At 71.2% G+C, this 21,954-nt stretch carries 16 protein-coding genes; 14 read left to right on the top strand and 2 right to left on the bottom strand.

Going from position 1 to position 21,954, the window contains the following annotated elements:
* The first annotated feature begins 281 nt into the window (after positions 1 to 281).
* The gene (locus ACP4E5_RS29295) at positions 282 to 1,802 is read left to right on the top strand and encodes a CYTH and CHAD domain-containing protein (protein ID WP_425833799.1); all 1,521 of its coding nucleotides are present in this window, start codon (positions 282 to 284) and stop codon (positions 1,800 to 1,802) included.
* A gap of 41 nt (positions 1,803 to 1,843) precedes the next feature.
* Complete coding sequence (locus ACP4E5_RS29300) at positions 1,844 to 3,787, top strand: TIGR03960 family B12-binding radical SAM protein (RefSeq protein WP_425833801.1); 1,944 nt, start codon at positions 1,844 to 1,846, stop codon at positions 3,785 to 3,787.
* Between the two features lie 71 nt (positions 3,788 to 3,858).
* Here ACP4E5_RS29300 and ACP4E5_RS29305 read toward each other — a convergent pair whose 3' ends face one another.
* Entirely contained in the window at positions 3,859 to 4,443 is a 585-nt protein-coding gene (locus ACP4E5_RS29305) for a TerD family protein (protein ID WP_425833803.1), read from the bottom strand.
* A 124-nt stretch (positions 4,444 to 4,567) separates the two neighbouring features.
* On the opposite strand from ACP4E5_RS29305, the gene ACP4E5_RS29310 reads away from it, so the two are divergent.
* The 7 genes from ACP4E5_RS29310 (at position 4,568) to obgE (ending at position 14,423) form a co-directional block, all read left to right on the top strand.
* A complete protein-coding gene (locus ACP4E5_RS29310; RefSeq protein ID WP_425833805.1) occupies positions 4,568 to 5,407 on the top strand; it encodes a hypothetical protein in 840 nt (279 codons plus the stop codon).
* Positions 5,408 to 5,453: 46 nt separating this feature from the next.
* A complete protein-coding gene (locus ACP4E5_RS29315) occupies positions 5,454 to 6,257 on the top strand; it encodes a TIGR03936 family radical SAM-associated protein (RefSeq protein ID WP_425833807.1) in 804 nt (267 codons plus the stop codon).
* 249 nt (positions 6,258 to 6,506) lie between these two features.
* A complete protein-coding gene (locus ACP4E5_RS29320) occupies positions 6,507 to 10,532 on the top strand; it encodes an Rne/Rng family ribonuclease (protein WP_425833809.1) in 4,026 nt (1,341 codons plus the stop codon).
* Between the two features lie 215 nt (positions 10,533 to 10,747).
* On the top strand, positions 10,748 to 12,070 hold the full coding sequence (locus tag ACP4E5_RS29325) for a phospholipase D-like domain-containing protein (RefSeq protein ID WP_425833810.1): 1,323 nt from the start codon (positions 10,748 to 10,750) through the stop codon (positions 12,068 to 12,070).
* A 186-nt stretch (positions 12,071 to 12,256) separates the two neighbouring features.
* A complete protein-coding gene (rplU, locus tag ACP4E5_RS29330) occupies positions 12,257 to 12,577 on the top strand; it encodes a 50S ribosomal protein L21 (protein WP_326024203.1) in 321 nt (106 codons plus the stop codon).
* 14 nt (positions 12,578 to 12,591) lie between these two features.
* Positions 12,592 to 12,846, top strand: coding sequence for a 50S ribosomal protein L27 (gene rpmA / locus ACP4E5_RS29335; RefSeq protein ID WP_351344254.1), 255 nt, complete (start codon positions 12,592 to 12,594; stop codon positions 12,844 to 12,846).
* 128 nt (positions 12,847 to 12,974) lie between these two features.
* Positions 12,975 to 14,423, top strand: coding sequence for a GTPase ObgE (obgE, locus tag ACP4E5_RS29340; RefSeq protein ID WP_425833813.1), 1,449 nt, complete (start codon positions 12,975 to 12,977; stop codon positions 14,421 to 14,423).
* A gap of 98 nt (positions 14,424 to 14,521) precedes the next feature.
* On the opposite strand, the gene ACP4E5_RS29345 is transcribed toward obgE, so the two are convergent.
* Positions 14,522 to 16,603 carry a hypothetical protein gene (locus ACP4E5_RS29345; protein WP_425833815.1) on the bottom strand — a complete coding sequence of 694 codons (2,082 nt, stop codon included), beginning with the start codon at positions 16,601 to 16,603 and terminating at the stop codon, positions 14,522 to 14,524.
* A gap of 259 nt (positions 16,604 to 16,862) precedes the next feature.
* Between ACP4E5_RS29345 and proB the strand changes: the two genes are divergently transcribed.
* From proB to ACP4E5_RS29370, 5 genes are all read left to right on the top strand, one after another.
* Positions 16,863 to 18,014 (top strand): glutamate 5-kinase, encoded by a 1,152-nt coding sequence (gene proB / locus ACP4E5_RS29350; protein ID WP_425833817.1) that lies wholly within the window; start codon positions 16,863 to 16,865, stop codon positions 18,012 to 18,014.
* 167 nt (positions 18,015 to 18,181) lie between these two features.
* Positions 18,182 to 18,670 carry a hypothetical protein gene (locus ACP4E5_RS29355; RefSeq protein WP_425833819.1) on the top strand — a complete coding sequence of 163 codons (489 nt, stop codon included), beginning with the start codon at positions 18,182 to 18,184 and terminating at the stop codon, positions 18,668 to 18,670.
* A gap of 176 nt (positions 18,671 to 18,846) precedes the next feature.
* Positions 18,847 to 20,136: a glutamate-5-semialdehyde dehydrogenase gene (locus tag ACP4E5_RS29360; protein WP_425833821.1), complete on the top strand. Its 1,290-nt coding sequence runs from the start codon at positions 18,847 to 18,849 to the stop codon at positions 20,134 to 20,136.
* Between the two features lie 49 nt (positions 20,137 to 20,185).
* Positions 20,186 to 20,767, top strand: coding sequence for an SCO2584 family spore wall biosynthesis protein (locus ACP4E5_RS29365; RefSeq protein ID WP_483030299.1), 582 nt, complete (start codon positions 20,186 to 20,188; stop codon positions 20,765 to 20,767).
* A gap of 89 nt (positions 20,768 to 20,856) precedes the next feature.
* Positions 20,857 to 21,945 (top strand): SCO2583 family membrane protein, encoded by a 1,089-nt coding sequence (locus tag ACP4E5_RS29370; protein WP_425833825.1) that lies wholly within the window; start codon positions 20,857 to 20,859, stop codon positions 21,943 to 21,945.
* The last annotated feature ends 9 nt before the right edge of the window (positions 21,946 to 21,954 follow it).

A 21,954-nucleotide genomic window follows, 5' to 3' on the forward strand; every position in this document is an offset into this window, starting at 1 on the left:
GTTCGGTTGATTGAGTCCTTGCGGCGTTTGAGGTGTGGGGTGTGGGGTGCGGGGTCGGAGCCCCGAGGCCTGGGTGGCGGGTGCCGCCGGTGGCCGGTTCGGTTGATTGAGTCCCTGCGGTGCTTGAGGCGCGGGGTCCGGGGCGGAGCCCCGAGGCCTGGGCGGCGGGTGCCGCCGGCGGCCGGTTCGGTTGATTGAGCCCCTGCGGCGATTGAGCAGCGGGGTTCGGGGCAGGGCCCCGAGACCTTGGCCTCATCGCCGCAGACGCCTAAATTCGGGTTATGGCGGAGACAAAGCGCGAGATCGAGCGAAAGTACGACGCCCCGACCGACCACTTCCGGCTGCCCGACCTGCTCAAGGTCCCCGGAGTGTCGGCCGTCATCGACAAGGGCGTCGTCGAACTCGACGCCGTCTACTACGACACCGAGGACCAGCGCCTCGCCACCGACAAGATCACCCTGCGCCGGCGCAGCGGAGGCGACGACGCCGGCTGGCACCTGAAACTGCCGGTCTCCCTGAGCGAGGGCGTCCGCGACGAGGTGCAGGCTCCGCCCTCCGCCACCCTGCCGCGCGCCCTCGCGGGCCTCGTACGCTCCCGGGTCCGCGGCGACGAGCTCATCCCGGTCGTCCGGCTCCGGTCCTCGCGTGACGTGTCCCACCTCACCGGCGCCGACGGCACACTCCTCGCCGAGGTGTGCGTCGACGACGTACGCGCCGAACGCCCCGACGGGGAGCGGACCACCGCCTGGACCGAGATCGAGGTCGAACTGGCGGACGGCGCCGACCCGGCCTTCCTCGGCGAGGTCGAGAAACGCCTCCGCAAGGCCGGCGTCGAGCGCTCCGCCTCCGCGTCCAAGCTGGCCCGCGCCCTGGAGGAGACCGGGTCCGCGCGCCGTACGAAGCGGAAGGAATCCGCGAGCGGCGACACCGCGGGCGACCACGTCCTCGCCCACCTGCACGCCCAGCGCGACGCCCTCGTCGAGCTCGACCCCGCCGTGCGCCGCGACCTGCCGGACTCGGTGCACCAGATGCGCGTGGCCACCCGCCGTATCCGCAGCGCGTTCAAGACGTACAAGAAGGTGCTCGACCCGGCCGTCACCGAACCCGTCGGCGAGGAGCTGAAGTGGCTCGCCGCCGAACTGGGCATCGACCGGGACCGCGAGGTGCTCACCGAGCGGATCACCGGCCGGATGGACGCGCTGCCCCGCACCCTGCTGCTCGGCCCCGTCCGCGCCCGCCTGCGCATCTGGGCCGTCGCCCGCCGCCACGGCTCGCGCCGGCGCACGGTCGCCGTGCTCGACGGCAAGCGCTACCTGGACCTCCTGGAGGCCCTCGACGCGCTGCTCGCCGACCCGCCGCTGCGGGCGAAGGCCGCCGACCGCCCCGCCGCCGAGGTCCTCGCCAAGGCGGCGCTCAAGGACCACGCCCGCCTCGCGACCCGGATCGAGCACGCCCTGTCGCTGCCGACGGGCACCGACCGCGACGTCGCGATGCACGACGCCCGCAAGGCCGCCAAGCGCGCCCGGTACGCGGGGGAGGCGGCGGTCCCCGTCCTCGGCAAGCAGGCCAAGCGGTTCGCCCGCCGGATGAAGGACGTACAGTCGCTGCTCGGCGATCACCAGGACAGCGTCGTCGCGCGCGAGACCCTGCGCGACCTGGCGATCCAGGCGCACGCGGCGGGAGAGACCGCCTTCACCTGGGGCCTGCTGTACGGCCAGGAACAGGCGTCCGCGGCCGACCGCGAACGGGAGCTGCCGGGCGTCTGGGAGAGGGCGGCGGAGCCGGAGCTCTCGGCGGGTTAGGCTTGATGGTCACCCCTGTCAGCTCACGAAGGTCAACGGTTATGCCTGCCGAACCCGCCGCCTCGACGGTGGAGTCCGTCTTTCCGCAGCTCGAAGCCTTGCTGCCGCATGTGCAGAAGCCGATCCAGTACGTCGGCGGTGAGCTGAACTCCACGGTCAAGCCGTGGGAGGAGTGCGACGTCCGCTGGGCGCTCATGTACCCGGACGCGTACGAGGTCGGCCTGCCCAACCAGGGCGTCATGATCCTGTACGAGGTGCTCAACGAGCGCCAGGGCGTCCTCGCCGAGCGCACCTACAGCGTGTGGCCGGACCTCGAGGAACTCATGCGCAAGCACGAGGTTCCGCAGTTCACGGTCGACTCGCACCGCCCGGTGAAGGCCTTCGACGTCTTCGGGCTCAGCTTCTCCACCGAGCTCGGCTACACGAACATGCTGACCGCGCTCGACCTGGCGGGCATCCCGCTGGAGTCCAAGGACCGTACGGTCGACGACCCCATCGTGCTCGCCGGCGGCCACGCCGCGTTCAACCCGGAGCCGATCGCCGACTTCATCGACGCCGCGATCATCGGCGACGGCGAACAGGCCGTGCTCGACATGACCGAGATCATCCGCCAGTGGAAGGCCGAGGGCCGTCCCGGCGGTCGCGAGGAGGTCCTGCTCCGCCTCGCGAAGACCGGCAGCGTCTACATCCCGGGCTTCTACGACGTCGAGTACCTGCCCGACGGCCGCATCGGCCGCGTCGTGCCCAACAGGTCGGGCGTCCCGTGGCGGGTCAGCAAGCACACCGTCATGGACCTCGACGAGTGGCCGTACCCGAAGCAGCCCCTCGTGCCGCTCGCGGAGACGGTCCACGAGCGGATGTCCGTCGAGATCTTCCGCGGCTGCACCCGCGGCTGCCGTTTCTGCCAGGCCGGCATGATCACGCGCCCCGTGCGGGAGCGAAGCATCACCGGCATCGGCGAGATGGTCGACAAGGGCCTCAAGGCGACGGGCTTCGAGGAGGTCGGCCTGCTCTCCCTCTCCTCGGCCGACCACTCCGAGATCGGCGACGTGGCGAAGGGCCTCGCGGACCGGTACGAGGAGGACAAGATCGGTCTGTCCCTCCCCTCGACCCGCGTCGACGCCTTCAACATCGACCTCGCCAACGAGCTGACGCGCAACGGCCGCCGCTCGGGTCTGACGTTCGCCCCCGAGGGCGGCTCGGAGCGCATGCGCAAGGTCATCAACAAGATGGTCTCCGAAGAGGACCTGATCCGTACGGTCGCGACCGCGTACGGCAACGGCTGGCGCCAGGTGAAGCTGTACTTCATGCTCGGCCTGCCCACCGAGACCGACGAGGACGTCCTCCAGATCGCCGACATGGCGGCCAACGTCATCGCCAAGGGCCGCGAAGTCGCGGGCAACGACATCCGCTGCACGGTGTCGATCGGCGGATTCGTCCCGAAGCCGCACACCCCGTTCCAGTGGGCGCCGCAGCTCAGCTCCACGGAGACGGACGAGCGCCTCGCCAAGCTCCGCGACAAGATCCGCGGCGACAAGAAGTACGGCCGCTCCATCGGCTTCCGCTACCACGACGGCAAGCCCGGCATCGTCGAGGGCCTGCTCTCGCGTGGCGACCGCCGCATCGGCTCCGTCATCCGCGCCGTCTACGAGGACGGCGGCCGCTTCGACGGCTGGCGCGAGTACTTCAGCTACGACCGCTGGATGGCCTGCGCCGCCAAGACGCTGCCCGCCCAGGGCGTCGACGTCGACTGGTACACGACGCGTGAGCGCACGTACGAGGAGGTCCTGCCCTGGGACCACCTGGACTCCGGTCTCGACAAGGACTGGCTCTGGGAGGACTGGCAGGACGCGCTCGACGAGACCGAGGTCGACGACTGCCGCTGGACGCCGTGCTTCGACTGCGGTGTCTGCCCGGCGATGGACACGGACATCCAGATCGGCCCGACGGGCAAGAAGCTGCTGCCACTGACGGTCGTCAAGTAGAGCGCGAGCGACGAGGGGCGGCCGGTTCTCAACCGGCCGCCCCTTCGCTGCACTTGGGCCCGCGCTGTGACCTACTTGCTCGCGGCGAAACGCATCAGGGCGTGCTCGTCCCCCTGCTTGATCTTGCCCGGCGTGTTGATCACCTCCAGCTTCCAGGAGCTGCCCACGCGCATGGCCTTGGCGACCGCGCAGCCGTTGTCACTGGTCATCAGGCTCGGCCAGATGTCGGCGACCTGCTGGGAGCTGCCGCCCGTCGCGTCGTAGACCTTGAAGCTGATGTTGCGGGCCTTCTGGAACGAGCTGCCCTTCTTGTACGCGGCCGCGACGAACACGATCGACGTGATCTGCTGCGGAAGGCGCGAGAACTCGACCGTGACCGTCTCGTCGTCACCCTCGCCCTTTCCGGTCTGGTTGTCGCCGCTGTGGATGAGTGAGCCGTTGCCCATCGGATCCAGCGAGTCGAGTCCTGCCAGGCGCACCGGATCCCCGCCCTGCATCGCGATGGCGATCAGGTCGAGGTCCGTCCCCTGCTTTCGGCGCAGCGCGCCGAGGACGCCTCCACTGCTGCCGGCGGTGGGGTCCCAGGACACTCCGATGGACAGGTGGGTCACCCCGTCCAGGTCGGCGGGGCCGTCTTCCTTGGTGAGTGTGATCATGAGTGATTCCTCCCCCTAAAGGCACAACCGCGATATTGCGGACTGCCCCGAACATACGACGTACGGAATCGGAACGGCCATGCCGGGTTGCATCCGCGACAGCGTTCCGCGCGTCTGGAGAGACATGGACTTGGAGAAACGCCCCGAACCCGCCGACGAGGGCTGCCTCGTCGCCGCGATCAGACTGCCCCTGCGCATCCTGATGTTCGTCGTCGTGCTGCCCGTGCGCCTCCTGTGGGACGCGGTCGTCGCGACCGGCCGCTTCGTCGGCAGGTGGCTGCTGCTGCCGCTCGCGCGGGCGATCGGCTGGGTGCTGTACGGCCTCCTCGTGTGGCCGTGCCTGATGCTGTGGCGCTACGTGCTCGCGCCGGTCGGGCGCGGACTGCGGTGGCTCGGGCGGGTGTTGCTGGTCATCCCCGCGGTGTGGCTCTACGTCCATGTCCTCGCGCCCGTCGGAAGGGCCCTGCGGGACTACGTGTTGGCGCCGCTCGGCCGTGGACTCGCGTGGCTCGTAGGGGTGTTGGTCGTGGTGCCGCTGCTCGCGCTGTGGCGGTACGTCCTCGTCCCGGTCGGGCGGGTGCTCGGCGTCGTCGCGCGGGAGATCTGGGACGCGATGCGGGTTGCCTGGCGGGTGGCCGGGTACGTGTCCCGTGCCGTGGGCCGGGTGCTGCGGTGGCTGATCGTGGATCCGCTGCGCTGGGTGTACCGCACGGTGCTCACCCCGGTCGGGCACGTCGTGCGCGACTACGTGCTGCGGCCCGTCGCGCGCGTGGCCGCGAGCGTGCGCGCCGCTGCCCGGCAGGCGCGGGCCGACGTGCGGCGGCTGCTGTTCGGCCCGGCGCCGCGGCCTGCAGCGCGGCCGGAACCGCAGGTCAGCGACCGGCGGGAACCGGGCGGCCCGCAGGGACGTAGTCTTGACAGTAGTACGACCGCTCTCACGAAGACCGCATTCATTAAGGACTAGGACACTGGGCAAGCGACAGCCCGTAGGCCCGCCGCCCGCACCCGCGGTGCAGCGCATCCGACTGCGCTACACCAAGCGCGGCCGCCTCCGGTTCACCAGCCACCGTGACTTCCAGCGCGCCTTCGAGCGTGCGCTGCGCCGCGCCGAGGTACCCATGGCGTACTCGGCGGGGTTCACGCCGCACCCGAAGGTGTCCTACGCCAATGCCGCACCCACCGGCACGGGCAGTGAGGCCGAGTACCTGGAGATCGCGCTCACCGCGCCGCGCGACCCCGAGAAGCTCAGGGCGCTCCTCGACGAGTCGATGCCCACCGGCCTCGACATCGTCGACGCCGTCGAGGCCCGCACCTCGGGCCTCGCGGACCGGCTCACCGCCTCCGTCTGGGAGCTCCGGCTCGACGGCGTGAGCGTCGAGGAGGCCGCGCGTGCCGCGGAGGCGTTCCGCACCGCCGACACCGTCGAGGTACAGAGGAAGACAAAGAGCGGGATCCGGACGTTCGACGCCCGCGAGGCCGTCGTCAGCCTGGACGTTCTGGAGGTCTCCGACGTTTCGGCTGGTCCGGCTGATAGGCCCAGCGACACGGCCTGTGCGATACTGCGGCTGGTTGTTCGGCACGTGACGCCTGCCGTACGACCCGACGACGTCCTGTCCGGTCTTCGCGCCGTGGCCGACCTGGCGCCGCCGGTCCCCGCAGCGGTGACCAGGCTGGCGCAGGGGCTTTTCGACGCAGAGACAGGCACGGTGACCGACCCGCTCGCGCTCGACCGCGAGGCAGACCGGGCCGCCCCACAAAAGGCGGCCGCAGGCACTGCCACCGCGACGGCGCCTGCCGTGGAAGGTCCCGCGTAAGGCGGTCGTCGTAGCGCCGCCCTTGTACTCGGGAGCCATCTGGGTCGGGCAGCGCACCCACCCAAGGACTTTCGCGAGGCCGTACGTACATCGCGTACCGGAACCGGCGAGAACAGAACAGAGAGCCTCCGTGCGGCGCCCGCGCCCCGGACCGGCGGCACCGCGCTCGACTCGATGCGCGTGAGCCGCAGACGTCACCGGTCACGGATCAGGCGCGGCGCCCGGAGGCCCGACGGGAGATCCACCCGCATGCCCGAGACCGAACCCACCACCCCTCAGCTGGACAGCCCCAGCGACACCCTGCCCCCGCGCCGTCGGCGCCGGGCGGCGTCGCGCCCCGCGGGCCCGCCGGTCGGAGCGACCGGCGCCGCGTCCGCCTCCGAGGACGCCGCCGTGGCCATACCGGCCACCTCCGCACAGACTCCGGCCGCCGAAGAGGCGCCCGTCGAGACCCCTGACACTTCCCCGGCCGCCGAGGCCCCGGCGCCCGCCGCCCGCCCGCGCCGCCGCGCGACTCGACGCGCCTCCGCGCCCGCCGGTGCACCCGCCGCGCAGACCGAGGCGACGACCGTGGTGGCGGAAGAGCCCGTAGAGGCCGCCGCCGAGCCCGTCGCGGAGCCGGAGCCGGCCGCCGCGGAGGAGCCCGCCGCCCCGCGCCGCAGCCGCCGCCGCGCCACCCGCACCGTGTCGACCCCGGACGCTCCGGCTGCGCCGGCCACTCCCGCCGCTCCCGCCGAGGAGCCGCAGGCCGAGGCCGCGGTCGAGCCCGAGCCCGCCGCTGAGCCCGCCGCCGAGCCGGTCGCCGACGAGGGCTCTGCCCCGCGCCGCAGCCGTCGCCGCGCCACCCGTGGCGCCTCCGCGCCCAGCGCGCCCGCCGGTCCCCCCGAGGTCTCCGACGCGATCGCCGCCGAGACGACGGGGGCCGAGGCCGCGGAGAGCACCGAGGCCACGGAGAACACCGAGGGCGTCGAGGACGAGTCGCCGCGCCGCCGGCGCCGCGCCACCCGCAAGGCCGCCGGCGGTTTCGCCGAGCCGAAGGCCACGAGGACCACCAAGGCCGCGAAGTCGGCCAAGTCCGGATCGCGCTCCGCGAGGGCCGGCCGGGACGAGCAGGACGACGAGACGCGCCCGAAGCGGCCCGTCGCCACGTTCCAGGCGCCGGTCTTCACCGAGCCGATGTTCCAGACGCCGGAGCGGGCGGCCGCCGCTCGCGCGGCCGAGGCCGCCGTCGAGGAGCCGGAGCCCGAGCCCGAGGCGTCGTCGCCCGCGCCCGCGCAGGCCGCCGCCGTCGAGGAGGAGCAGGGGCCGCGCCGTCGTCGTCGCCGTCGCGCCTCCGACGAGCAGCCCGCCGCGGCCGAGCCCGCCAAGGACACCGAGGTCACCGAGGCCACTGAGGACGGGGCCGAGTCCGAGGCCCAGGACCAGGACCAGCGGGCCGAGGAGAACGACGAGCAGGACGAGCACGGGGACCGCCCGGCCCGCCGCCGTCGCCGGGGTGGCCGTCGCCGCCGCCGCGGTGAGTCCGGTGACATGGACAACGACACCGAGAACGACAGCGACTCCGACGACGACGCCGAGCAGTCCGCCGGGGAGGCCGACGACGACCAGGCGGACGCCGACGAGCAGCGCGACGAGTCCGCCGGTTCCGGCGGTTCGAGCAGCAGCCGTCGCCGCCGTCGCCGTCGTCGTCGCGCCGGTGACAGCACCTCCGACGGCGAGCAGCCGACCGACGACCCGGAGCGTACGGTCGTCAAGGTCCGCGAGCCGCGCAAGAAGGAAGAGAAGGCCGAGCGGTCGACGTCCTCGGACGAGGTGCAGTCCATCAAGGGCTCCACGCGTCTGGAGGCCAAGAAGCAGCGCCGCCGCGAGGGCCGCGAGCAGGGCCGCCGTCGTGTGCCGATCATCACGGAGGCCGAGTTCCTGGCGCGCCGCGAGGCCGTCGAGCGCGTCATGGTGGTCCGCCAGCACGGCGAGCGCACCCAGATCGGCGTGCTCGAGGACGACATCCTCGTCGAGCACTACGTCAACAAGGAGCAGTCGACCTCCTACGTCGGCAACGTGTACCTGGGCAAGGTCCAGAACGTGCTGCCGTCGATGGAGGCCGCCTTCATCGACATCGGCAAGGGCCGCAACGCGGTGCTCTACGCCGGTGAGGTCAACTTCGAGGCGCTCGGCATGGCCAACGGGCCGCGCCGCATCGAGACCGCCCTCAAGTCCGGCCAGTCCGTGCTCGTGCAGGTCACCAAGGACCCGATCGGCCACAAGGGCGCCCGCCTGACCAGCCAGGTCTCGCTGCCCGGTCGCTACCTGGTCTACGTGCCCGAGGGCTCGATGACCGGCATCAGCCGCAAGCTGCCCGACACCGAGCGCGCGCGCCTGAAGACCATCCTCAAGAAGATCGTCCCCGAGGACGCGGGCGTCATCGTGCGCACCGCCGCCGAGGGCGCGAGCGAGGACGAGCTGCGCCGCGACGTCGAGCGTCTGCACGCGCAGTGGGAGGACATCCAGAAGAAGTCCAAGCAGATCTCGACGTCCTCGCCGAGCCTGCTCTACGGCGAGCCGGACATGACCGTCCGCGTCGTGCGCGACATCTTCAACGAGGACTTCTCCAAGGTCATCGTCAGCGGTGACGAGGCGTGGGACACCATCCACGGCTACGTCAACCACGTGGCACCCGACCTCTCCGACCGGCTGTCCAAGTGGACGTCCGAGGTCGACGTCTTCGCGACGTACCGGATCGACGAGCAGCTCGCCAAGGCGCTCGACCGCAAGGTGTGGCTGCCGTCCGGCGGCTCCCTCGTGATCGACAAGACCGAGGCGATGATCGTCGTCGACGTCAACACCGGTAAGTTCACCGGCCAGGGCGGCAACCTCGAAGAGACCGTGACGAGGAACAACCTCGAAGCGGCCGAGGAGATCGTGCGCCAGCTGCGGCTGCGCGACCTGGGCGGCATCGTCGTCATCGACTTCATCGACATGGTCTTGGAGTCCAACCGGGACCTGGTGCTCAGGCGCCTCCTGGAGTGCCTGGGCCGGGACCGGACCAAGCACCAGGTGGCCGAGGTCACTTCGCTCGGTCTGGTCCAGATGACCCGTAAGCGCGTCGGCCAGGGCCTCCTGGAGTCCTTCTCCGAGACCTGCGTGCACTGCAACGGCCGCGGCGTCATCGTGCACATGGAGCAGCCCGCGGCAGCCGGTGGCGGCGGCAAGCGCAAGAAGCGCGGCCGCGGCGGCAACGGCGAGCACCAGCACGAGGCTCCGGCCGCCGAGCAGACCGAGACCGAGACCGAGGCCGAGGTCGTCGCGGAGGTGGCCGCCCCCGCGGCGCTGCCCGAGCCGGAGTTCGTCCCGGACGAGGAGCTGTACTCCAGCGCCGCCGAGGCGGAGGCAGCCGCGGGCAGCCGTGGCCGCTCGCGTCGCCGCGCCACGCGCCGTGTGTCGGCCCCGGCCGGCGCCCCGCAGGCGGAGGCCGAGAAGCCGGCGAGGTCCGGCAGGAAGTCGAGGGCCGAGCGGGCCGCCCAGGCGGAGGAGCGCAAGGCCGCCGAGGCCGCGCCCGAGCCCGTCGTCGAGGAGCCGCAGGCCGCCGAGCCGGTCGAGGCCCCCGCGCCCGCCGCCGAGCCCGTGCAGGACGAGGCCCCCGCGCCGCGCCCGCGCCGCCGTGCCACGCGCAAGGCGTCCGCTCCCGCCGGTTCCCCGAAGGCCTCCTCGGAGGAGGCCGCCGCGGTGACCGTCACGGAGCCGGTCAAGGCCGAGCCCGTGGAGGAGCCGAAGGCCGTCGAGCCGGAGGAGCCGAAGGCGGAGGAGCCCAAGACGGACGCGACCGCGGCCCCGGCCCGCCCGCGCCGTCGCGCCGTCCGCAAGGCGGCCGCCCCGACCGCTGCCGCGGACACGGCCGTCGTGGTCGTCCCCTCGGCCGCGGACGAGCCCGCTCAGGCGCCCGTCCAGGAGGAGGCCGAGGAGGCGCCCGCCGCCAAGAAGGCCGCCCGTAAGACGGCCAAGAAGGCGGCGGCGAAGAAGGCCGCCACCAAGAAGACGACGGCCAAGAAGACGGCCGCGACCAAGGCGGCCGCCGACGAGACGGCCGAGACGGCTGAGCCGGCCGAGACCAAGCCGGCCGCCAAGAAGGCGGCGGCGAAGAAGGCGACGGCCAAGAAGGCGGCGGCGAAGAAGACCACCGCCAAGAAGACGACGGCCAAGAAGACGACCGCGAAGAAGACCGCGGCGGCCGAGCAGCAGTCGCTGCCGTCCGTCTCGTCCGCGGCCGACGAGGCCTGAGGCTCCGCCCGCACCGGGCAGCGACGCCCCCGCACAGCACTGCTGTGCGGGGGCGTCGTCGTACGTGGGGGACACGAGAGGTCTCGAAGAGCACTCGATTTGCCACCCGCCTCTTGGTGAACGGTCAACGACCTGTAAAACTCATGCGGTCATACAAGTGAAGGGCAGGGGTGGGCGCTGGGGAGGCGCGTACTCGTGTCAGGGGAGGGAATGCCATGGCGCACGTGCGTCTCAGAGGCACGGGCAGACACCGTGCCGCCAAGCCGGTCAAGGGCGGACGGCAGGCGGTGGCGCTGGCCACCGTGCTCACAGCGGCCGGAGTGCAGGCCGGGATCGGCGCGGGAACCGCGCAGGCGGACGAGGCCCGGACCTGGACCGAGGGGCCGATCTTCAACGACCCGCTGGGCACCGTTCAGGACCAGTACGCGATCCGCACCCGGCTCGTCGAGCTGACGGACGCGGCGCTGCCCGGATCGACCATCAAGGTCGCCGTGTACCACGTGTGGGAGCAGACGATCGTCGACGCTCTCAAGCGCGCCAGGGACCGCGGCGTACGCGTACAGATGGTGCTCGACTCGACCAGCAAGACGGACCGGCCGGACAACACGGTGTACTCGCAGCTGGTGGCGCTGTTCGGCACCAGCCGCGCCAACCCGTCCTTCGTGCAGCTGTGCCCCACGAACAAGTCCTGCCTCGGTGACCCGAAGTTCGGGAAGTCGATCATGCACAACAAGTTCTGGCTGTTCTCGGCCGTCGAGGGCGCCACGAACGTCGTCGTGCAGACCACGTCGAACTCCACGCCGTCCGCGAGCACGCGGTTCTTCAACGACGCGCTCCAGCTGCCCAACAACCCGGTCCTGTACGGCGCGTACTCCGACTATTTCGACGACATGGCCGCCAAGGACTGGGCGAACTGGGACTACCGCACGGTCAGCAACGGCCACTACAAGGCGTACTTCTTCCCGCGGGCCGGCACCACCAACTCCACGGACACGCTGCACTCGGTGCTCAACAACGTCTCGTGCACCTACAAGGACGCGGCGACCGGAGCCACGAAGCGGACGGTCGTGCGTGCCGCGATCTTCCAGATCACCCGGCAGGCCATCGCCGACAAGCTGGTCTCGCTGAAGAAGGCGGGCTGCACGGTCCAGATCGAGTACGCGACGTCCGACAGCGGCACCTGGAAGTCCATGCACGCCACCGGCGCCCCGCCGCTGCGCTGCTACAACGACCCGCGGACCTCGCCGACGACGCCGTACATCATCCACACCAAGTACGTGGCGATCGACGGCGTGTACGACGGCGCGCGCAACAAGATCACGTTCACCGGCTCGCAGAACGCCTCGAACCCGGCGCTGCGCGAGAACGACGAGGCGTACGTCAAGATCGACGACGACTCCGTGCACAACACGTACGTGCAGCACTTCAACAAGGTGTGGGGCGTCGCGTACCCGGGGGCCTCGGACAATACGAACCTGTGCAAGGGCGTCAGCACGCTGCCGCAGGACGGTGAGATCAAGACCGTCAAGACCACGTGAGCCTGCTGGTCAGGGGGCCGGTTTGCCCTTCTGTGGGCTGCCCCGTAACCTTGACCGTCGGCGTGTCCATCGATGCGCCTCACTCCCGTAAACCTTTTTCCTCCCGGAGTTCCTCGTGAAATCCGGGAGAGGCCGCCTCGCGCGGCTGGACTGCGGGGGTTCCGTTCCGAGCGAAAAGAGAGATCCGTGTACGCCATCGTGCGCAGCGGTGGTCGTCAGCACAAGGTTGCTGTCGACGACATCGTTGAGGTTGACAAGCTTCCCACCGCCAAGGTTGGCGACACCGTAGAGCTCTCTACGCTGCTCGTTGTCGACGGCGACGCCGTGACCAGCGACCCGTGGGTGCTGGCCGGCATCAAGGTCCAGGCCGAGGTCGTGGACCACCACAAGGGCGCGAAGATCGACATCCTTCGCTACAAGAACAAGACCGGCTACCGCCGTCGCCAGGGTCACCGTCAGCAGTACACGGCGATCAAGGTCACCGGTATCCCCACGGCTGCGAAGTAAGGGACTGAGACAAGATGGCACACAAGAAGGGCGCATCGTCCACTCGGAACGGGCGCGATTCCAATGCTCAGCGGCTCGGCGTGAAGCGCTTCGGCGGTCAGGCCGTCAACGCCGGTGAGATCCTGGTCCGCCAGCGCGGCACGCACTTCCACCCGGGCAACTCGGTTGGCCGTGGCAAGGACGACACGCTGTTCGCGCTCGCCGCGGGCGCGGTGGAGTTCGGTACCCACCGTGGCCGTAAGGTCGTGAACATCGTTCCGGTCGCCTGAAACGCCTGACGGCTTTCTGACTGGACAGTTTTTCGCGAGGCGGACCTCACTTCCCTTCCGGGGAAGCGGGTCCGCCTTTCGCGTGTTGAAGTAAAGACATTTCCGTAAGTTCCTGGAGGCACTGACCAATGACCACCTTCGTGGACCGCGTCGAGCTGCATGTCGCCGCGGGTAGCGGGGGCCACGGCTGTGCCTCCGTTCACCGGGAGAAGTTCAAGCCGCTCGGCGGCCCGGACGGTGGCAACGGCGGCCGTGGCGGTGACGTGATCCTGGTCGTCGACCAGGACGTCACGACGCTGCTCGACTACCACCACTCGCCGCACCGCAAGGCGACCAACGGCGCGCCCGGCGCGGGTGACCACCGCTCCGGCAAGGACGGCCAGGACCTCGTCCTGCCGGTGCCCGACGGCACGGTCGTCCTCGACAAGCAGGGCAATGTGCTCGCCGACCTCGTCGGCCAGGGCACCACGTACATCGCCGCGCAGGGCGGCCGTGGCGGCCTCGGCAACGCGGCCCTCGCGTCGGCCCGCCGCAAGGCGCCCGGCTTCGCGCTGCTCGGTGTGCCGGGCGACGAGGGCGACGTCCACCTGGAGCTGAAGACCGTCGCGGACGTGGCGCTCGTCGGCTACCCGAGCGCCGGCAAGTCCTCGCTGATCTCGGTGCTCTCCGCCGCCAAGCCGAAGATCGCGGACTACCCGTTCACGACGCTGGTCCCGAACCTCGGCGTGGTGACGGCCGGCTCGACCGTCTACACGATCGCGGACGTGCCGGGTCTGATCCCCGGCGCCAGCCAGGGCAAGGGCCTCGGCCTGGAGTTCCTGCGGCACGTGGAGCGCTGCAGCGTCCTCGTGCACGTCCTCGACACGGCGACGCTCGAGTCCGACCGCGACCCGGTCTCCGACCTCGACGTCATCGAGGCGGAGCTGAAGGAGTACGGGGCGGGCCTGGAGAACCGGCCGCGCCTCGTCGTCCTCAACAAGATCGACGTGCCCGACGGCCAGGACCTCGCCGACATGGTCAGGCCCGACCTGGAGGAGCGCGGCTACCGCGTCTTCGAGGTCTCCGCCGTCGCCCACAAGGGCCTCAAGGAGCTGTCGTACGCGCTCGCCGAGCTGGTGGCCGGTGCGCGTGCCGCCAAGCCGAAGGACGAGGCGACGCGGATTGTCATCCGGCCGAAGGCCGTGGACGACGCGGGCTTCACCGTCAAGCGCGAGGACACCGACGGCGAGCCGCTGTTCCGCGTGCGCGGTGAGAAGCCGGAGCGCTGGGTGCGGCAGACCGACTTCAACAACGACGAGGCCGTCGGCTACCTCGCCGACCGGCTCAGCCGGCTCGGCGTCGAGGACGAGCTGCTGAAGGCGGGCGCCAGGCACGGTGACGGCGTCGCGATCGGTCCCGAGGACAACGCGGTCGTCTTCGACTGGGAGCCCACGATGATGGCGGGCGCCGAGATGCTGGGCCGCCGCGGCGAGGACCACCGCATGGAGGCGCCGCGACCGGCCGCCCAGCGCCGCCGCGACCGGCAGGCGGAGCGGGACGAGTCGCAGCAGGAGTACGACGACTTCGAACCCTTCTAACCATCCGGCACCCGGGTCGTTCCGGGCAGGTGGGTGAGAGGTACGCGAAGGGGCCCGGGAGATGTTCTCCCGGGCCCCTAGTGCGTACGGCTGAACCGCTACGCGGTCACCGTGTCCTCCGGCTCGGACTCCGCCACTTCCGCCGCCTGCTCCTCGACGGAGTCCTCACGGGTCTGCGGGATCTCGTCCTCGCCGCGCGCCGCCATCCGGGCCCGCCGCTCGTCGGCCTTCGCGCACAGGGCGCGTACGGCGGCGTTGAAGCGGTCGATGGACGGCGGGTCCGAGGGACCCAGGAGGTGCTCCTTGAGGGCCACACGGGCCTCGGCGTGGGTGTCCTCCGCCTCGCCGCGGACGACCGCGAGCAGCTCGGGGACCTCGGTCGCCTCGGGCGCGAGGACCGTCGCCGCGCGCACCGTCGGGAAACCGGTGCGGAAGTCGTCCTCCGAAAGCCCCGACGTGTTGGCCACCGCGTACGGCTTCTCGCTGCTCAGCCAGTCGGAGACGACCGAGGAGACGTCGGAGATGAGGACGTCGGCCGCGTTGAAGCAGGTGAAGATCGCGGGCCGCGCCTGGGTGATGATCAGGTGCTCCCACTCGGGGAACGACGCCCAGTACGCCTCCTCCCACGCCGCCGTCGCCTCGGCCACCGCCGCCGCCCGGTCCCCGTCGGGCCGGCCCTGGAGCAGCATCCGCTCCATCTCGTCGGTGCCCTTGCGGAACTTGGTGGAGGTCAGCTCGTTCAGCGCCTCGAGTCGGCGCTCCAGCTCGACGGCGGCCTCGGGGCCCGGACGCGCGCCGGAGCGGCGCGTGTTGGCCTCCTCGATCATCGCCATGATGCGCTGGTTGGCCTCACCGGCGGCCGGGACCTGCGAGCCGGTCATCGGGTGCGGCTTGTAGATCAGCCGGACCTTGGGGTCGGCGAGCAGCTGCCGGACGATGTTCTCGCCCGCCAGGATCACCGACGTATTGCCCGGGTTGCCGTCCCAGCCCTCCCAGGTGGGGGCGTAGAGGACGGTCGTGTACGTGCCCGTCGCCGGGCCGTCGGCCAGCTCGATGGGGGCGAGCTGCGGGCGGCCCACCTCGACGACGTCCCGGTCGTCGACGCCGACGTCGGCGAGCTGGTAGCGGTCGCGCGCCGCGGGACCGGCCACCCACACCTCGTCGTACGCCTTCGCGTACGGGTTGCAGGACGACAGCTTGTCGGACTCGCCGTGGTTGGTGAACGCGTGCTTGATCGTGGGGATGCGCAGGACCTGCGAGGTCTTCGCGGCGTTCGCCGGGTGCAGCAGCATCTTCAGCGTCGAGTTCTCCAGGGAGAACATCGTGGCGACCTTCGGGAAGCAGATGATCGGCACGTCGGTGGCGTCGATCTTGTTCACCATGAAGCGCTCGCGCAGCACGATCAGCGGCTTGCCGTCGACCTCGGCGAGCGTGGAGAGCCACATGTTCGCCTGGTACGCGGAGGTGGTGCCGCCGGAGAAGTACATGCCGACGGTCGGCTTGTAGTCGGCCAGCCACGCGTCGAGCCACGCGATGACCTTCTCGTCGTTCAGCGGACGCTTCTTCGGCAGCAGCCACGTGCCGAGGTAGCACGTGCCGAAGAGGAAGAGGGCGATCGAGACGCCGATGCCGATGATGCCCCAGACGGCGTTGGTCGTCGCCGCGGTGAGCACCAGGCCGAGCGTGGACGGGATCGCGAAGGTCAGCAGGCGGTGGGCCGCCCGCCGGGCCAGCAGGCGCGGCGGGGACGCGGTCAGGTTCAGCGCGGACGCGTCGATGTTGCGCGTGACGATCGGCAGCGTGCGGGACCGGCGCACCAGGACCGCGGCCGCCTGGCACGCGAAGTGCAGCAGGTACATCGCGAGCACCATGACCAGCAGCGGCGCCTGCTCGTCGAGGGGGTTGATGCCGTTGATGCGCAGCAGGCCGACGAAGATCAGCATGTCGCGCAGCAGTTGCCGCACCGTGACGTCGAAGCGGATCTTGCCGAGCAGCGAGAGCAGCCCCGGCTGCTTGTACTGCAGGTAAGTGTCTAGGGCGAGTCCGGCCGCGCTCGCGGCGACGAAGAGAGGAACATACGGAACGAGCGCGCTGACGAGCTGGGCCACATAGAGCGCGAACATCGTGAACAGCGCGGAAAGCTGCACGAGGCGGCGCGAGGCACGTCCGGCGGAGGGCACGGGCTGGGCTCCTGGCAGGGGGTCTCGGAGGGTGGGGGGACCGTGGGGGAGGTCCACCTCGCGGAAATGCTGACCACTGACCGTATGACTTTCAGTGGTCCCCTAGCAATCCTCCAGGCCCGCAAGCAGCGGAAACAGGGGCAAATGGCGTGAATGAACAGGGCCCAAATCCCCCTCCCGATTACCCGGCGTCCACGGCCCTGTCCGTACCTCGAAACCCAAGAGCGGTCGAAGCGGCAGGTCACGTACATTGCCAGGCATGTCAGGGGCAGCAACTGGGGCAGCGTCGGGGACGTCACGGCAGGGCGTGGCGGATGCCCGCCGGATCGTCGTCAAGGTCGGATCGTCGTCACTCACCACGGCGGCGGGGGGCCTGGACGCGGACCGCGTCGACGCGCTCGTCGACGTCCTGGCGAAGCAGCGCGGAGGGGCGAAGGAGATCGTCCTGGTCTCGTCCGGTGCCATCGCCGCGGGACTCGCCCCACTGGGCCTGACCCGCCGCCCCAAGGACCTCGCCCGCCAGCAGGCCGCGGCGAGCGTCGGGCAGGGCCTCCTCGTCGCCCGCTACACCGCCTCCTTCGCGCGCTACGGAGCCCGCGTCGGCCAGGTCCTCCTCACCAGCGACGACATGGCCCGCCGCGCCCACCACCGCAACGCCTCGCGCACCCTCGACCAGCTCCTGGCGATGGGCGCCCTCCCGATCGTCAACGAGAACGACACGGTGGCCACGGACGAGATCCGCTTCGGCGACAACGACCGGCTCGCGGCCCTCGTCGCCCACCTCGTCCACGCCGACCTCCTCGTGCTCCTCTCCGACGTCGACGGCCTCTACGACGGCGACCCCGCGAAGCCCGGCAGCTCCCGCATCGCCGAGGTGCGCGGCCCCGCCGACATAGCGCACGTCAAGATCGGCTCCGCCGGGAAGGCGGGCGTCGGCACCGGCGGCATGGTCACCAAGGTCGAGGCCGCCTCGATCGCCGCGGCCGCCGGCATCCCGGTCGTCCTCACCTCCGCCACGCACGCCGCCGACGCCCTCGCCGCCCGCGACACCGGCACGTACTTCCACAGCACGGGCCGCCGCAGCGCCGACCGCCTGCTGTGGCTTCAGCACGCCTCGACGCCGCAGGGCGCGATCACCCTCGACGACGGCGCCGTACGGGCCGTGGTCGAGCGGCGCAAGTCGCTGCTGCCCGCCGGGATCGCGGCCGTGGAGGGCGAGTTCGGCGCGGGCGACCCGGTCGAGCTGCGCGACGAGCGGGGGCGCGCGGTCGCCCGCGGGCTCGTCAACTTCGACGCCAAGGAGATCCCGCAGCTGATCGGCCGCTCCACGCGCGAGCTGGCCCGCGACCTCGGTCCTGCCTACGAACGGGAAGTCGTACACAGGGACGACCTGGTCATCCTCCAGGCTTGAAACGGGCCGCGCGCCTTCGAAACCCCCTGTGTGAAAGGCCGAAAGCCTGCCACCCGTGGGGGACCTTCCCCAAAACCGCCCCAAGAAGCTCCGTGTCCTGCTCAACTCTTGAGGCAGGGAGTTCATCCAGGGAAGGTCCGCACGACCATTGCGCAAAGGAGGCCGTCGTGAGACGAGCGCGCCCGGGGATCGCGTCCAAGGGGCCCCGAGGGTCGGCGGAGCGGGCGCTGACGAGCGTGGCCGCGGGAGACGCGTACGACGAGGAGAGCGCGGGGGAGACCCCGAGGGAGGCCGCCGAGGGGAGCGCCGAAGAGGGGCCCCGGCTGTGGCACGTCACCCTCAGCGTCTCGGGTTCCGAGGCGCCGATCGCCGAGGTGCGCCGCGGCCTCGAACAGCTCGCGCACGACCATCCCTTCCTGCTGACCAGTCGCTACGCGGTGGACCACGCCGAGATCCGCTACTGGGAAGAGGCCCGCGACCTGCACGACGCGGCGGCGGTGGCCCTGCGCCTGTGGGGCGAACACCGCCGCACCTCCCAGCTCCCGCCCTGGGAGATCGTCGGCCTGGAGGTCATCGACCGCCAGACCTACCACCAGCGCATCGCCGAGGGCTACGGCCCCCTCCCAGCAACCCCGGTCGGCGTCCACCCGTTCTGAGCCAAGGGGCGCGGGGCTGTGTCGATGTGCGGCTCCGCCGCGTGGGCGCGCAGCAGCACATGTGACCCTCCCGAGGCGGAAACCTCACCCCCTGTGGCCAAGGCCGCATTTCAGCCATGTCTCACCTCCCGAAACAACGGGTCGACCGCCCCCACGCCCCCGATACCCTGCGGAGCATGACGTCGCTGCCGCTGAACCCGTACGACTCGATGACTCCGGTCACCCAGACCGCGTACCGCGCCCGGTCCGCGGCCCACGACCTCGCCTCCCTGCCGCGCGCCCACAAGGACGACGCCCTCGGCGCCATCGCCGACGCCCTGGAAGTGCGCACCGCCGAAATCGTCGAGGCCAACGCCAAGGACATCGCCAAGGCCCGCGAGGCCGGCACCCCCGAGGCGATCATCGACCGGCTCACGCTCACCCCGGAGCGCGTCCGGGCCATCGCCTCCGACGTGCGCGACGTCATCGCCCTGCCCGACCCGGTCGGCACGGTCGTGCGCGGCAACACCCTCCCGAACGGCATCGATCTGCGCCAGGTCCGCGTCCCGCTCGGCGTCGTCGGCATCATCTACGAGGCCCGCCCGAACGTCACGGTCGACGCCGCCGCCCTCTGCCTCAAGTCGGGCAACGCGGTCCTCCTGCGCGGCAGTTCGTCGGCGTACGAGTCGAACACCGCGCTCGTCCGCGTGCTGCGCGACGCCGTCGGTGGTGCAGGGCTGCCCGCCGACGCGATCCAGCTCGTCCCCGGCGAGAGCCGCGACTCGGTGACCGAGCTGATGCGCGCCCGCGGCCTCGTCGACGTGCTGATCCCGCGCGGCGGCGCCTCGCTCATCAAGAACGTCGTCGAGAACTCGACCGTCCCCGTCATCGAGACCGGCACCGGCAACTGCCACGTCTACGTGGACGCCGACGCCGATCTCGACATGGCCGTCGACGTCCTCGTCAACTCCAAGGCGCACCGCGTCTCCGTGTGCAACGCGGCGGAGACGCTCCTCGTCCACCAGGACATCGCCGACGCGTTCGTGCCGCGCGCCCTCGACGCGCTCGCCGAGGCGGGCGTCACCGTGCACGGCTCATCGCGGATCCTCGCGTACGCCCCGCAGTCGAAGGCCACCGTCGTCGAGGCGACGCACGAGGACTGGGAGACCGAGTACCTCTCGTACGACATCGCGGCCGCGGTCGTCGACGACATGGACCGGGCGATCGAGCACATCCGCCTGTGGTCCTCGGGGCACACCGAGGCCATCGTCACCACCTCGCAGCAGGCCGCCCGCCGCTTCACGCAGCTCGTCGACTCCACGACCGTCGCGGTCAACGCCTCGACGCGGTTCACCGACGGCGGCCAGTTCGGCTTCGGCGCCGAGATCGGCATCTCCACGCAGAAGCTGCACGCCCGCGGCCCCATGGGTCTGCCCGAGCTGACGAGCACGAAGTACATCGTCACGGGCGACGGCCACACCCGCTGAATTCCCTTACCGTCTGCCCAAATTGACCCCTTCGGTCTACCCTGGACAGGTGCCGGAGGACGTGGGGGGCTCGCCGTTCCCGGACGGCTGGGAGCCCGACGACGATCGCGACCGCGGGGGCTCGGACGACGAGTTCGCCTCCGTGGTCTTCGACGAGGACTTCGTCAAGGCTGCCGAGGTCCATGAGCCCACCGCGGTCGAGCGGCTGCTCGCCGCCGCCCAGGCGCGCGCCGAGGCCCAGGAGGCCGAGGCCCGCAGGACCCGCATCCGGCCGAGCCCCGACGACGAGTTCTACGACGAGGCGGACGGGTACGGCCGCGGCGAGGACGGCGAATTCGGCTCCTACGGGGACGAGTCGGACGAGCTGTACGAGGAGGAGCTCGACCGCGAGGGCCGACCGGCGGGCGGCATCCGCTGGCGCAGGCCCGTCGCCTGGGCGCTCGCCCTGCTGATGGGCATCGGCATGGTCGCTCTCGCCTTCACGGCCGTCTACCGGGGCGCGTCATCGGGCAGCCAGGACGAGGTCCCGCCGCCCGCGACGACCGAACTGGAGAAGAACGTTCCGGGCTCCCCCTCCGCTTCCGCGGACTACTCCCAGCCCGCGGTCTCCGCGGTTCCGCGGACCCCGTGAGGGGGCGCTCGGGGCGCACGCGCGGGGGTCTTGGAAGTTGACGTGCACCAGGGCGTTTACCTGGCGTCGGGGAGACCTACCCTGAAGGTATGAGCGGGCCAGGAGACCCACCGGAGGGGACACCGGACAGCGGTCCCGGTAGTGGCGGCAGCGAGGAAGAGTACCGATCCGTCGTGTTCGACGAATCGTTCGTCAAGGCTGCCCGGCTCCAGGAGTTCTCCGCGCAGGAGCGCATCGGCGACCACTCCCCGGCCGTGCGCCGCCTGCCCGTGCTGCGCCGGGGCCTCACCCGGCAGGCCGTCATCCTCGTCGTCCTGATCGTGGTCGCCTTCGGCACCGCGGTCTACATGGGCGTACGAAGCCCGTACCGGACCACCCCGGCCGCCCGGAACACCGAGCCGCTGCGCATGACCGTCATCCCGCTCGCCCCGACGGGCCGCGTCCCCGGCTCCGAATCCGTGCACGAGCTGTACGAGCACAGCCCCGCCGCCCGGTTCGACCGCGCCGCCCGCGCCATCGATCTCCCGGCCGACCCGAAGGCCACCGCGCACTTCTCCGACAGCCAGGTCGTCACCGCGCTGACCACGGCCAAGGACTACCTCGTCGACTCCTCGCTCGACCCCGACGTGCTCACGCGCGGCGCCGTGCGCCCCGTGCGGATGCTGATCGACCCGCAGCAGCTCCCGCAGTTCGACCAGAGCGTCAACCGGCCGGTCACCGACGGGCGGCACGCGGCCACCGGCTGGCTCGTCCGCTTCGACCCGTCCCAGGCCACCCTCGCCGACCCGCGCATCCGGGTCCGCGGCGCGCTGCACGTGGCCGAGACCGACGCGAACACCCTCGAAGTGACCTCGGACCACACGTTCGTCTACGCGCTGCGGCCCACGGCGAAGGCGGCCGACGGCAAGCAGGCCAAGGCGTCCCTGTTCACCGTCCGCCGCTCCATGCACTTCCGCTTCGACCGCCAGGACCTGCGCAACCACCAGACCGAACTGCTCGTCTCGTACGTCCAGGCGGGCCCGCTCGCCTGCTCGTCCGACGCCGCCGGGTATCTGCATCCGCTGCTCGCGGGCCAGAGCGCGAAGGAGGGCGGTCCGGCCGGCACCGACCCGTACGCGACGGACAGTGCGACCGCGCTGTGCGGCGCGCTCGCGCCGAACGCCCAGCCGCACCTGTAGTCCGGGCGG

Source organism: Streptomyces fractus, assembly GCF_049844455.1.
Classification (GTDB): domain Bacteria; phylum Actinomycetota; class Actinomycetes; order Streptomycetales; family Streptomycetaceae; genus Streptomyces; species Streptomyces fractus.

Excerpts from the sequence above, each read along its gene's own strand:
- ACP4E5_RS29295 (WP_425833799.1), top strand. The coding sequence starts at position 282 with ATGGCGGAGACAAAGCGCGAGATCGAGCGAAAGTACGACGCCCCGACC.
- ACP4E5_RS29300 (WP_425833801.1), top strand. The coding sequence starts at position 1,844 with ATGCCTGCCGAACCCGCCGCCTCGACGGTGGAGTCCGTCTTTCCGCAG.
- ACP4E5_RS29305 (WP_425833803.1), bottom strand. The coding sequence starts at position 4,443 with ATGATCACACTCACCAAGGAAGACGGCCCCGCCGACCTGGACGGGGTG.
- ACP4E5_RS29310 (WP_425833805.1), top strand. The coding sequence starts at position 4,568 with ATGGACTTGGAGAAACGCCCCGAACCCGCCGACGAGGGCTGCCTCGTC.
- ACP4E5_RS29320 (WP_425833809.1), top strand. The coding sequence starts at position 6,507 with ATGCCCGAGACCGAACCCACCACCCCTCAGCTGGACAGCCCCAGCGAC.
- ACP4E5_RS29325 (WP_425833810.1), top strand. The coding sequence starts at position 10,748 with ATGGCGCACGTGCGTCTCAGAGGCACGGGCAGACACCGTGCCGCCAAG.
- rpmA (WP_351344254.1), top strand. The coding sequence starts at position 12,592 with ATGGCACACAAGAAGGGCGCATCGTCCACTCGGAACGGGCGCGATTCC.
- obgE (WP_425833813.1), top strand. The coding sequence starts at position 12,975 with ATGACCACCTTCGTGGACCGCGTCGAGCTGCATGTCGCCGCGGGTAGC.
- proB (WP_425833817.1), top strand. The coding sequence starts at position 16,863 with ATGTCAGGGGCAGCAACTGGGGCAGCGTCGGGGACGTCACGGCAGGGC.
- ACP4E5_RS29360 (WP_425833821.1), top strand. The coding sequence starts at position 18,847 with ATGACGTCGCTGCCGCTGAACCCGTACGACTCGATGACTCCGGTCACC.
- ACP4E5_RS29370 (WP_425833825.1), top strand. The coding sequence starts at position 20,857 with ATGAGCGGGCCAGGAGACCCACCGGAGGGGACACCGGACAGCGGTCCC.